The sequence below is a fragment of the bacterium genome (assembly GCA_019912885.1).
Classification (GTDB): Bacteria; Lernaellota; Lernaellaia; order JACKCT01; family JACKCT01; genus JAIOHV01.
Map to the genome: position 1 here is coordinate 122,139 of JAIOHV010000006.1, position 12,131 is coordinate 134,269.

Sequence of the window (12,131 nt, forward strand, 5' to 3'; positions counted from 1 at the left end):
CATGGCGACCAACGAACACGAAGCGACGACCGACATCGGCGCCGACCTCGCCGACTTCGACGAGGCGTACGAAACCGCCCCCGTGGAGGAGCGCGGCGAGGTGCCCGACGGGAAGTATCAGGTCCGCGTCGAGCGCGCTGAATTGAAGCGCACCAAGGAAACGAGAAAGCCGATGCTTGCGCTCCAGCTTCTCGTCGCCGGCCCGACGCACGCCGGCCGGAAGATCTTCCGCAACTCCGTCATCGGAAGCGAGGACAACGTCCGGTTTCTCAAGCAGGACCTCCACACGATGGGGGTGAACGTGCCGAAGCTCAGCGCGCTCGGCGAGCACCTCGAGGAGATGGTCGGCCTGGGGCTCGACGTCCAGGTCAAGACCAAGGACGGGTACACGAACGTCTACATCAACGGGAAGTGCGCCCTGCCGGAGGGCGCGGCCGGCGGCGGGACGGATTTCGGATTCGGCGCGAACGCGAGCGACGCCGAGATGTCCGCGGCGATGAACCAGTTCAAATAAAAAATTCACCGCGAAGGCGCAAAGTGTCAGAGCCGCAAGCGACAGCGCGCGGTCGCATGGCCGAACTGGTGTTCGGCGTTCCCAGGCTTCGCGCCTCCGCGGTGAAAAAACGAGGCGGGGCATGCTGATCTTCAAGGTTTTCGTCAACAGCAAACCCATCAACGAGATTCACGTCGCCAACATCGGCCGCGTGACGGCGGGCGAGCACGCCTACCGCATCATCCACCCGATGGACTACGCGCACCTGGGCCCGATCGTCCACGAGCGCCGCGAGGGGCACATGGTCCTGTTCGAGAAGGTCGCCCGCGCGATCAACGAGGCGGACGGGGAATGAAAAGGAATTGCGAATGGGGAATGCGGAATGCGGATTGCCATCGCAAAGGCGCATTCACCACGGAGAACACCAAGGACACGGAGGAAGTTGTCACCCTGAGCGAAGCGAAGGGTCTCGCCCGTTTGGAGCGGGGCGGTGAGGCCGTTGCGACGGCTCTCAATCCTCAATCCTCGTCGCGTTTCTTCGCGCCTTTGCGGTGAAAAATGACGCCCCCGAATTTCACCATCGTCGTCGACTCCCGCGAGCAGCAGCCCTACGGCTTTGACGGCATGTCCCTGCGCGCGACGCTTCCCGCCGGGGACTATTCCGTCGCCGGTTTCGAGGATGCGATCGCCGTCGAACGCAAGACGCTTGAGGATTACGTGCGAAGCGTCATCCGCGAGCGCGAGCGCTTCCACAAGGAGATCGCGCGGCTTTCGAAGATGCGCTTTGCCTGCATCGTCGTGGAAGCGTCCTTGCCGGAGATGACCTCCGGGGCCTACCGCTCTGGGGTCAATTCCTTTTCCGTTTTCGAAGCCGGCCTCGCCATCGAGATCGGCTTTGGAGTCCCCGTCCATTTCTGCGGCGACCGCCAGCACGGCATCCGCTTCACGAAATCGTATCTGTTCCGAGCCGCCGAACGTCTTTACCGCGAAGGCGCGGAAGAGGTTCACCGCGAAGGCGCAAAGGACACGAAGGCTTCCCCTTCCGTGCCCGCCGCCGAATCCAACGACACAAAGGCTTGTCATCCTGAGCGAAGCGAAGGATCTCGCCGCGCAACCCAAGGAGCATCGTCATGAGCAGCATTCCGCATCTGTCGAACGTCGAGATTGAGGTCGCGGTCAAAGCCGCCGTCGGGAAGACCTACGACGAGTCGCACGAGGCCGCGCTTGGCAATCTGCCCGGCGCGGTCATGGACGCTCTCTGCGAAAACGTCGGCAAAGAAATCGGCCGCGCGGTCGACGGCATCCGTGATCGCCACATCGCCGTCGAAGGCGCGGTCGGGAACATCGCCATCAAGCCGGGTAAGCCCGCGAGCATGACCGTGGAGGTCGCCGGCGGGCGTTACACGATGATGAATCTCTGCGACCTGGCCGGGCAGACGGTCATCGTCTTCGGCACGCAGCGCGGCCTGTTCGCCGACGCCGAGGAAGACGAAAGCGCCGACACCGCCCCCGTGGAGGGTGCGCCCGGCGAGCCCCACGCCCATCCGATCGTCGTCGACAAGAAGGTCGTCATCAATCCGGCGCCGAACATGATCCTCACGGCTCTCAAGGATATTTCGGCGAAAGGCGAAAAAATCCTCGAGGCCGGGCAGATGATCCAGGTTGCCGAGGCCGACGAGGAAAAGATCGTCACCACTGACGGCATCACCGTGAAGCGGCGCTCCTGGAAGGCGCTCGGTTTCGACGAGGCGATGCAGCCGGCCCCCGGCGCGGACGTGCGCGAGGCGCTGGCCGAGGCCATCAAGGCGAACGCCCAGGGTGACGCCGAAAAAGGCGGCGATCCGGCCACGGGGCAGGGCGATGCGGAAGGCGCCGATCCGATCGTCCCCGCCGTGAACGGTGAGCCCCATGCGGTGAACAGGCCGGACGATGCCGGCACGGAAGATTTTTACCGCGAAGACGCCAAGGAACGCGAAGTCGCCGCAAACGAGGCCGGCGCGTGAACGCCTTTTCTCATAACCCCTTGGCGCACCCTTCGCGCCTTTGCGGTGAAAATTCTTCGCGTCTTCGCGGTGAAAACGCATGACCCCCGAAGCCCTCGCGACACCCCCCCTGATTCCGGACGACGCGGCCCAAAGGCCCCCGACCATCCGCGGCCGCGTCGTCCGCCTTTTTTTCGAGACCCCGGAGTTTTGCGCGGGGCGATTCGAGACCGAACAAAAAGAGACGATTTCTTTTTCCGCGAAATTCCACGTCGGCCCGGGCGAGCATCTGGTTCTCACCGGTGCATGGAAGACGCACCCGAAATACGGGATGCAGTTCGAGGCCGAAACCGCGATCCGCAATCTTTCGCTTTCCGGCGAGGGCCTCGCCTCCTACCTCGCGAACAATCCCGACTTCAAATTCATCGGCCCCGTTCGCGCCCGGAAGATCGCCGAGGCCTGCGGCGAGGATTTTGAACGGACGATCGTCGAGCGGCCGGAGCACATCGCGCAAATCGCCGGTATCCGGCTTGCCGACGCGCTGAAGATCCAGGAGGTGTGGGAGGCGCGCCGCGCGTTCAACAACGCCTCCACGCAGCTTTCGGCGTTTGGCCTCACGCACCGGCAGGTCGAGACGCTGCTCGCGAAATACGGCTCGGACGCCGTCTCCATCGTGAAGAACAATCCCTTCATCCTGGTTCGGGAGCTTGACGGCTACGGCTTCAAGCGCGTGGACGAGATCGCCCGCCGCTCCGGATTCCCGAAGGACCACACCTCCCGCGTCCGCGCGGGCGTCGTCTGGTGCGTGATGGATGCGCTCGACGCCGGGCACACCTGGATCGAGCTTCGCGAACTGATCGACGCGGCGAACAAGCTGCTCATCCTGGATCGTCCGGACGCAAAGGACATCATCGAGGCGGAAATCGACGAGCTGGTCCGGATCGGCGCGCTCGTGATGCACCCGGGCGCGGGGCGCTTCCTCGTGGCCCTTCCGTCCGTCCGGGAGGCGGAGCTTGCCGTCGGGCGCTTCCTGTCCGCCGGACGGGAGATCGAAGACGGCATCGAGCGGCGAGGGCTGCTCGCCGACAACCCCCACGCCCTTTCCATGCTCGGCGCCGAAAAGCGGATCCTCGATCGCGAGGTCGGGGCGGAGCTGAACGACGGGCAAAGGCAGGCGGTCCTGGCCGTCCTTCGCAACCGCGTCTCCGCGATCGTGGGCGCGGCGGGATCGGGAAAGACGTTCACGGTCCGGACGATCGTCGAGCTATTCGAGTCCTACGATCTTTCCGTCACGCTCTGTGCCCCCACGGGGAAGGCCGCGCGCCGCATGACCGAATCGACCGGGCGGGAGGCCTCCACGATCCACCGCCTGCTCGGCTACGACGGGAAGGGATTCGCCCACGGCGCGGACAACAAGCTCGATGATTTCGACATTCTGGTCATTGACGAAATGAGCATGGTCGATGTCATGCTCGCCCACGCGCTTTTCTCGGCGCTCGACATCGAAAAGGTCGCCGTCATCCTGGTCGGCGATCACAACCAGCTCCCGCCCGTCGGGCCCGGCAACGTCCTTCGCGACATCATCCGCCGGAATCTCTGCCCGGTCACCACGCTTTCGCAGGTGGTCCGCCAGGCGGGGGAGCTCAAGCGCAACTCCACCGCGATCTTGCAGGGCTACGTCGCGCGCACGAGCGAGACGCCCGACGAGAGCGGTGTGAAGCCGTGGTACGTCGTCAACAATCTCCAGGCCGCGGACGCCATCGAAAATTTCCTTTTCGAGTTCTACCGCTCGATCCTCGCGGATCGCCTGGGCTTTGACCTGGTCCGCGAGGTGCAGCTCTTGACGCCCCGACGCGGCGGCGCGCTTTCCGTGACGGAACTGAACCTCGCCCTGCAGCGGATCGTGCAGCACAAGGTTTTCGGCCGGGATGTGCCGGCGACGAAGGGAAAGCGCCCCGCGTTCCTTGCCGGCGACAAGGTCATCCAGCGCAAAAACGACTACGACCTGGGCGTCATGAACGGGACGATCGGCTACGTCGTCACCGTCGAGGGGAACGGCGACCTGATCGTTAATTTTGACGGCGCCGGCGAGGTGACGATTTCCAAGTCCGCGGGCGACGTATCGAACATCGACCTGGCCTACGCGCTGACGATCCACCAAACCCAGGGCTCGGAGTTCCCGTGCGTCGTCGTCGTCACGCACAAGTCCCACAGCTTCATGCACCACCGGAACCTTCTCTACACGGCGGTCACCCGCAGCCGGAAGACGTGCGTCATCGTCGGCGACCGCTGGGGGATCGAGAACTGCGTGAAGAAGGTGGGCAACGACGAGCGGAATACGTGGCTCTCGGTGTGGGAGAGCGAATGACAGGGTTTTCACCGCAAAGGCGCGAAGGGAGCTTGTCACCCTGAGCGCAGCGAAGGGTCTCACCGCGAAGGCGCAAAGAACGGGAAGAAAAAAGCAAAGGAGCACGGCATGCAGGCAGTAACGATTCGCGGAGCGTCGGATGATCTGATCGAGGTCGAAGGCGACATCAACGAAGAATTCAACCACTACGGAAGCTGTGACGACAATGCGGAGCCGAGATATCTCGCCTTCGGCGACGGCACGGTGTTGTCGATCACCTACGGCGTCGGCGGCGGCTTCTGGCGCATCAATCGCGTGCGCGCGGGAAGTGCCGTCTACGAGAAGCAGGAGGCGACGGATGAGAACAGCGACGATTACAGCGATCGCGTGACGCTGACGGGCGAACTCGGTTGCGTCGTGTTCGGCACGCAGTATGTGAAGGCGCGTTCGTGATCGCGCACGTCCTATACCTCTGGCTCGCGCGGCCCTTTCTGATGTTTTCGCGCGCGTGGCCGCTCGCCGTGCGGCGGCGGACCATTGCTTCGCGGCGTCGCGACAACGCGCCGCGTCACTACTTTAGAAAAACGAAAGACAAAATCTGTCAGATTTCGGGGCACGGACGCGGCGCACGCCGCGTGGAACGGCGGCACGCGCCCGCCGGTATGCCATGCCATATCGGCCAAGGCGGGATTGGCCGATGACGATTCGCAAACTGTCCATTTGCCACGAGGTCGCGTTGCCCGCCGATTCGGCCGGGACGCAGACCTTCGGGGTCATCGGGCAGAAGGGCGCCGGGAAATCCTACCTCGCGATGAAGCTCGTCGAGGAGGTTCATCGCGCCGGGACGCCCTGCCTCATCTTCGATCCCGTGGGCGTGTGGTGGTCGCTGAGACTGGCGGCGGACGGGAAAGCGAGTGGCCTGTCCATTCCCGTGATTGGCGGGGCGCACGCGGATATTCCGATCAACGAGCACGGCGCGCGCACGATCGCACGAACGCTTATCGAAAAGCGGTCGAGCGCCGTCATCGACCTTTCCGAATTCCGAAAAGCCGAACGCAAGAGGTTCGTGACGGCCGCGATGGAGGAACTGTTCCACGCGGCGAAGAAAATCCGGCAGCCCTCGCTCATCGTTTTCGAAGAGGCGCAACTGTTCGCCCCGCAAATGAGCAAGGGCGAGGAAACGATGGTCGGCGCGATGGAAGATATCGTGCGCCTGGGCCGAAATTATGGGCTCGGCAGCGTCCTCATCAGCCAGCGCCCCCAGTCGGTGAACAAGGAGGTTCTCAATCAGGTCGAGTGCCTGTTCGTCGGCAAATGCTCAGGGCCGCACGAACGCAAAGCGATCAAATCGTGGATCGTCGAGAAGGGCGCGGAGGACGCGACCGACAAACTTCCGGCCTTAAAGCCCGGGCGTTTCTATTGCTGGTCGCCCGCCTGGCTCGAATACTTCGGCCCGGTCACGATCCTGCCGCGCGACACCTTCGACGGGTCCGCGACGCCCACACTCAAAAGCGAGGTCGCGCCAAAGGGCTTGGGCGCGATCGACCTCGCGGTACTGCGCGAGGCGTTAAGCGCGGAAATCGCGCTTGCCGAGGCCGACGATCCTAAAAAGCTGCGTGCGACAATTCGCAAACTCGAAAAGGAAAACGCGGATCTGAGGTCGAAGCGCGCGTTGTCGGAATCCCGCGTTGTCGAAGTCCCCGTTCTGACCGACGACGATCGCTTCCTTCTCGAAAACGCCGAGCAGACGATATCGAATTTCCGTCGCGACATCGCCGACGTTTGGGAGAATCGCGTACAGCCCGCGATCGCGAGCGTCGAACGAATCTCCACGAAGGTCGCCGAGGCGAAAACGCCGCAAGCGTCGATCGTTGTGGTGAACAAATCGCCGGCACCGAAGCCGCGAGCGTCAAGGATCGGCCGCAAGGATATCGAGACGGACGTGTTTGTCGAAGACGCGACGCTGTCCAAGGCCGGACGTGCGATCCTGACCGCTCTCGCGCAGTACCATCCACGGGGGCGGAGCAAGGCGCAGATCGGCATCCTGACCGGCTACCGGCACAAATCCGGAAACTTCAACAACGCGCTTTCGCAGCTCCGGAAGCTCGGCGCGATCGAAGGGATCGATCCGATCGGGATTACCGATATCGGCCTGGCGTTGCTTGGGAATTACGATCCGTTGCCAACCGGCCAGGCGCTTCACGAATACTGGACGAATTCCAATACGCTGCCGCTCGCATCGAAGAGAATCCTCGAAGTGCTCATCGCCGATCATCCGTCCGTGCTGACGAAGGAATTCCTCGGCGAGCACACGGGCTACGCCCCCACTTCCGGCAATTTCAACAACGCCGTCTCAAAGCTCTGCAGCCTGGAGCTCGCGCACCGGCGCGACGGCGGCCTCGTCGCGGCCGAGGAGTTTTTTCAATGACGCCCGCGACGATGCCCCCATCCATTCTTTGCGCTCTTCGCGTCTTCGCGGTGAAAAATCTTCGCGCCTTCGCGGTGAACCCCTCGTTTTTGAGTGTCCATTCAAATTTCACGTCAACGACAGGAGCCTCAACATGAAATCCACCGCCAAAAACAAACCCGTCGATCCGCAACACGCCGCGCCCGCCCTCGCGATCGTTTCCCGTTTCGAGAGCCTCGCGCCGGCCGACGTTTCGATTCCGGACTGGAATCCGCGCGGGGAGGTGCCGACGAAATCGGACGCCTTCGCCGAACTCGTCATGTCCGTCCGCGAGCAGGGGATCCTCGAGCCGCTCATCGTCCGGCCGGCGCCCCCCGTGGAAGGCAAGGCGAAAGGGAAGGGCAAGAAGGACGCCGCGGCCTTCGAGATCGTCGTCGGCTGCCGCCGCTACCACGCCGCGCGTTCGGCCGGGCTCGTCACGATCCCCTGCATCGTCCGCGAGGACCTCGCCGGCGCGTCGCCCGAGGCGCTGACCGCGATCGCGCTGATCGAAAACGGGCACCGCGCGGACCTGACCCCGTTGCAGGAGGTCGTCGGCATTCTTCTCATGGCCAAAACCCACCAGCCCGGCGAGATCGCCTCGAAGATCGGCAGGCCGGTCGCGTTCGTGACCAAGCGCCTTCACCTCGCGAAGCTCTCCCCGAAAGCCCGGAAGATGTTGGAGGCGGGGAAACTCGAACTCGGCGCGGCGATGTACCTGGCCCGCGCCGGCGCGGCGGACAGGCAGGATGCGATTTTGAAGGGCATCCCGGATTGGTGCGTGCGCAACAACGACGGGGTCGTCGATGTCGACGCCGTCGAACGATCGGACTTCGCGGGCAAACACCAGCTCACGTCCGCGCCGTTTGCGCTCGACGCCGAGCCGTCGTGCGCGTCGTGCGTTCACAACACGGCCGCGATGGCCGATCTTTTCGGAGGCGACGGCGAGCGCAACGGCACCTGCCTGAATGTTTCCTGTTTCGACGCGAAGTCGAAAGCCGAGGCCGAGGCCGCCGCGGTTGACTTCGTTCAGAAAAAGACGCTCGCCGATACGCCGCCAATCGCGACGGCCGCGGATCTCGACGCCCACAATCGCGGCCAGTCCTACGGCGGCAAAAGCCCGTTCAACGACGTCACGGAGATCCTCAACGCCAAGCTCCCCAAAGGCGAAGAGCCGCCCTGCCGCGCCTGCACGAACCTCAAGATGGGGATGCGCCGGATCGAACATTGGCAGAAAGGCGGCGGCAAGCTCGTGCCCCTTTTCCTCTGCAACAATGGCGGGCATTCGTCGGTCATCCAGAACGCGAACGGCAAAAATCCGCTCCCGGCGCCGGAGTGCTTCAAGCAGCAGGCCGCGTATTTGATCCGCCTGCAGAAAGCGGCCGAGCGCCAGAAGGAAAGGGCAAAAGCCGAAAAGGACGCCGCGAAAAACGGCGAGGCGCTCCCGGCGCCGATCAGCGCGAAGGAAGCCCTGGCCGCGGAGAAAGCGGAACGCAACGCCGAGCGCACCGAGAACGTCGTCCGCGAGATTCTTGAGGCGCGCGTGCGCGATCGTTTCACCGCCGCGCCGTTCCCGGAAAATCTCTTCGACGATCGCGCGTCCCTCATCGCGATCGCCTGGCAGCTCGCGAAGGGCTCGTGGAGCGAGCGCGGCGAGCTGCTCGCGCGCGCCGGCGTGGATCCAAAGGATCTGAACATCGCGCAGGACGCCTCGGACTACCTCTTCCAGTTTACGAACGAGGAACTGCGCCGCTTCATCCACGGGGCGGCCATGAAGCACACGTTCGAGGGCAATCGCTTCGAGGGGATGGGACAGGCACGCCTCCTGCGCTTCGGGCACCTCTTCCTCAAAAGGCCCGATGCCGGGCAGGCGCAAAAGCTGCTCGCCCCCGTGCTATCCCGGCTGCCGAAGGACGTGCTCGACCTGCTCGCCACCTACGCCGTCGCCGGCGACGAGCAGCCGCCGGATCGCAAAAAGGGAACGCTCGTTACGTGGCTTTCCGCAAAGGCCGCGGCCGGGGCGTGGAACGATGTTCCCGCCTGCCTGACGGATGCGCTCATGGCGATCCAGAAGGAGACGGAGGAGGCGCACGACCGCACCAAGCCCAAGCGCGGCGCGCACGAAGTAGACGACGAATGCGGAGACGCGATGGGCGAAGATGAGTTCGACGATGAGGAGGCCGGCGATGATGCCGCCGCTCTTTGATCCGGCACACATTGTCACCGCGAAGGCGCGAAGGGCGCGACCTATTGGTACGAAAAAAATCTTGCCGTTCTTCGCGTCTTGGCGGTAAAGACATGCCGATGCATCTCCCCACCTTCACCCTCTGGCAGCCGTGGGCCGGCCTCATCTTTCACGGCAAGGACATCGAGAACCGCCCGTCCACGCCGCCGGAGCAGATCGCGTTTCTCGTCGACGGCCGCGCGCGGCGTTTTCCGATTCTCGGGCAGCGCCTCGCGATCCACGCGGGAAAGACGTTCGACAAAAGCGCCCTCGAAGATGACCTCGTCCTCCGGGCGGTGCGGGCCGTGCCCGAAAATGAGCGTGGAATCTTCACCATCGCCTCCGCGGTCCTTGGCACGGTGATCCTCGACGGCGTCATCCCGCCGCGATCGAATCCCGCGCTGCCCATGGCGCGGGAGTGGTGGAATGAGGAGCAATACGGCTGGGTGCTGGCGGAGCCGGAAAAATACGAACGGCCGTTTACCGACGTGCGCGGCGCGCAGGGCATCTGGCTGTGGAAGCCGCCTGCGCCGGCCGGCCGGGACGGGCCGAAAGCTATGCTATGATGTGCTGAACCACGACGGGCGAGAAAGCGAATTCGGATAACGGGCGAGCGCCCCGCAAGCGACGGCGGAGCCAGGTGAATCGGGTATTCCGAAATTTTTTTGACCGCGAACTTGCACAGCAATGCTGTGCTTTTGTTCGCGATTTTCGGGCCGGGGCATGACGACAAACGAGCGCATCCACCTCCTCAAGACCTTCTTTTTCGCGCGCGACGATTTCGTGGCCGCGAGGTATTCCTACACGGAATCGGCGACCGGCCGGGCCGTCACGATCCCGCGCCCCGCCGTGGGAGGCGAGCGCCTCGACGCCCTCCTGCGCTACCACCTCGAAGGACCGGCGTCGGGATTGACGCCCAAGATCATCTTCGAGACGCGAAAGCCGCACGGGGGAGGGAAGGGCACCGCCGCCGCGATCGGCGGGGAACGCATCGGGAGCTTTTGCCTGTCGGCCGACGCGCGCGTGCGCTGGCTGTGCCTGGACTTTGACGGCGGCGAACACGCCGACGCGCTCGCCGATCCCATGACGGCCGCGATCGCCGCGTACCGGCGCGCGCGCGAGCTCGAGATCCCCGCGTACCTCGAATGTTCGGGCAGCGGCACGGGCTACCATCTTTGGGTCTTTTTCGAGTCGCTCACCGCGCCGGCGACGGCCCGAAAAATCGCCCTGGCGATCGCCTGCACCTCCGGCGCGCACGCCCTCACGAGCGGGGAGGCCGCGGACCCCCTTACGGGGCGCGGCGTCGAGATCTACCCCAAGGCGATCGCGCAGCGCGGCCGGCACCTTGGCAACATGGTCTGGCTTCCGTGGTGGCACGGCGCCGCGCCGGGCGGGAACCGATTCGTCCGTATCGATGAAGGCGAGGGCGGCGCGCTCAGCAATATCGACCCCGACGACTTCGAAGACATGACGGCCGAGGAAGTCGACGCCGCTCTCGCGCGCATCCCCGCGATCGACGATCCGGTTGTCGCCAATTCCGCCACGGGGGCGAAAGGGCGATCGTCTTCGCGCGCTCTGTCGGAGACGAATTACGACGAACTTGCCGGCGCGCTTTCCGCCGTTCCCAACCAGGACGTCACCTACGACGCCTACATTTCGCTTGGCATGGCGATCCACGCCGCTTTCCCGAATGACGCGGGGCTGGCCTTGTGGGAGGGCTGGTGCGCGAAAAGCGGGAAGAACCGCCCCCACGAAAACACCCGCAAATGGAATTCGTTCGTGTCCGGAGGCGGCGGGGTGGGGCCGGCGACGATCTTCAAGCTCGCCGGCGAAAACGGATGGAGGCCGCGCCTCGCCCCGTCCGTCTCGGACGCCGAGCTTGCCGCCTTCCTGGACGTCGATCCGGCCGAACTCGAATTCGAAAGCGTCACGCCCGAGCGGCAGGCGGTTCTTGATGTCCTCCGCGACGCCGGCGATTTCGTGGGCGCAAAAGAGGTCGCGGACGCGCTTAACAAACCCTACGACGCGGCCCGCAAGATGCTTAAGCGCATGGCCGCGGACGGGGTGATCGCCGAGGGCGAGCGCGGGAAGTATTACCTGCCGGATGCGAAACCGGACGCCCCGACCGGACAACCGGACACCCCGGCTGCCGCCCCGCCGGCCGAAAACCGGACACCGGACACGGAAAAACCGGACACGAAGGCCAAAACCGGACACGAAAACCGGACACCGGACACGGCTTCCCCAAAAACCGGACACGAAAAACCGGACACGACGCCCCGACCGGACACGAAAAAACCGGACAACCGGACATCGGCCGCGCCTGCGACCGGACAACCGGACAGCCCGCCCGTCGCCCGCATCATCCCCCAGATCGCCGTCAACAACCGGCAGCTCCGGGACGTCATCACCGACGCCTGGCGTGTGCATCATGTGCATGAAAATGCAAGCCCGAACCCCTCCTTCTTCCTGAAAAACGGAACCATCGTCCGGATCGCCTCGACCAACATTCGCGGTGGCGGCACCCGCACCGCCATCGAGGAGATCGGCGATCGCGCGATGTATTCGCACCTCACCCGGATCGCCGGATGGATCAAGTCCTCCGACGCCGGCGTCGCCAACGCGGACCCGCCCCCCCG

General features: G+C 64.4%; 10 protein-coding genes. All 10 read left to right on the forward strand.

The features are described from left to right. The first annotated feature begins 1 nt into the window (after window position 1). Entirely contained in the window at window positions 2–514 is a 513-nt protein-coding gene (locus K8I61_00840) for a DUF669 domain-containing protein (protein MBZ0270553.1), read from the forward strand. A gap of 121 nt (window positions 515–635) precedes the next feature. Continuing rightward, complete coding sequence (locus K8I61_00845; GenBank protein ID MBZ0270554.1) at window positions 636–848, forward strand: hypothetical protein; 213 nt, start codon at window positions 636–638, stop codon at window positions 846–848. A 203-nt stretch (window positions 849–1,051) separates the two neighbouring features. Then, the gene (locus tag K8I61_00850) at window positions 1,052–1,627 is read left to right on the forward strand and encodes an ERCC4 domain-containing protein (GenBank protein MBZ0270555.1); all 576 of its coding nucleotides are present in this window, start codon (window positions 1,052–1,054) and stop codon (window positions 1,625–1,627) included. After that, window positions 1,624–2,496 carry a hypothetical protein gene (locus K8I61_00855; protein ID MBZ0270556.1) on the forward strand — a complete coding sequence of 291 codons (873 nt, stop codon included), beginning with the start codon at window positions 1,624–1,626 and terminating at the stop codon, window positions 2,494–2,496. Before K8I61_00850 ends, K8I61_00855 begins: the two co-directional genes overlap by 4 nt. Before the next feature lie 79 nt (window positions 2,497–2,575). After that, on the forward strand, window positions 2,576–4,843 hold the full coding sequence (locus tag K8I61_00860; GenBank protein ID MBZ0270557.1) for an AAA family ATPase: 2,268 nt from the start codon (window positions 2,576–2,578) through the stop codon (window positions 4,841–4,843). 108 nt (window positions 4,844–4,951) lie between these two features. Continuing rightward, window positions 4,952–5,275: a hypothetical protein gene (locus K8I61_00865; GenBank protein ID MBZ0270558.1), complete on the forward strand. Its 324-nt coding sequence runs from the start codon at window positions 4,952–4,954 to the stop codon at window positions 5,273–5,275. Window positions 5,276–5,519: 244 nt separating this feature from the next. After that, window positions 5,520–7,250, forward strand: a complete 1,731-nt coding sequence (locus tag K8I61_00870; protein ID MBZ0270559.1) for a hypothetical protein — start codon at window positions 5,520–5,522, stop codon at window positions 7,248–7,250. Between the two features lie 133 nt (window positions 7,251–7,383). Beyond that, window positions 7,384–9,474 carry a ParB/RepB/Spo0J family partition protein gene (locus K8I61_00875; protein ID MBZ0270560.1) on the forward strand — a complete coding sequence of 697 codons (2,091 nt, stop codon included), beginning with the start codon at window positions 7,384–7,386 and terminating at the stop codon, window positions 9,472–9,474. A gap of 92 nt (window positions 9,475–9,566) precedes the next feature. Further along, a complete protein-coding gene (locus K8I61_00880) occupies window positions 9,567–10,058 on the forward strand; it encodes a hypothetical protein (GenBank protein ID MBZ0270561.1) in 492 nt (163 codons plus the stop codon). 157 nt (window positions 10,059–10,215) lie between these two features. Further along, window positions 10,216–12,131 (forward strand): PriCT-2 domain-containing protein (locus K8I61_00885; GenBank protein ID MBZ0270562.1); only part of this gene is annotated, 1,916 nt, incomplete at its 3' end.

Coding starts and splice junctions, on each gene's coding strand:
- K8I61_00880 (MBZ0270561.1), top strand. CDS start 9,567: ATGCCGATGCATCTCCCCACCTTCACCCTCTGGCAGCCGTGGGCCGGC.
- K8I61_00875 (MBZ0270560.1), top strand. CDS start 7,384: ATGAAATCCACCGCCAAAAACAAACCCGTCGATCCGCAACACGCCGCG.
- K8I61_00870 (MBZ0270559.1), top strand. CDS start 5,520: ATGACGATTCGCAAACTGTCCATTTGCCACGAGGTCGCGTTGCCCGCC.
- K8I61_00840 (MBZ0270553.1), top strand. CDS start 2: ATGGCGACCAACGAACACGAAGCGACGACCGACATCGGCGCCGACCTC.
- K8I61_00850 (MBZ0270555.1), top strand. CDS start 1,052: ATGACGCCCCCGAATTTCACCATCGTCGTCGACTCCCGCGAGCAGCAG.
- K8I61_00865 (MBZ0270558.1), top strand. CDS start 4,952: ATGCAGGCAGTAACGATTCGCGGAGCGTCGGATGATCTGATCGAGGTC.
- K8I61_00855 (MBZ0270556.1), top strand. CDS start 1,624: ATGAGCAGCATTCCGCATCTGTCGAACGTCGAGATTGAGGTCGCGGTC.
- K8I61_00845 (MBZ0270554.1), top strand. CDS start 636: ATGCTGATCTTCAAGGTTTTCGTCAACAGCAAACCCATCAACGAGATT.
- K8I61_00860 (MBZ0270557.1), top strand. CDS start 2,576: ATGACCCCCGAAGCCCTCGCGACACCCCCCCTGATTCCGGACGACGCG.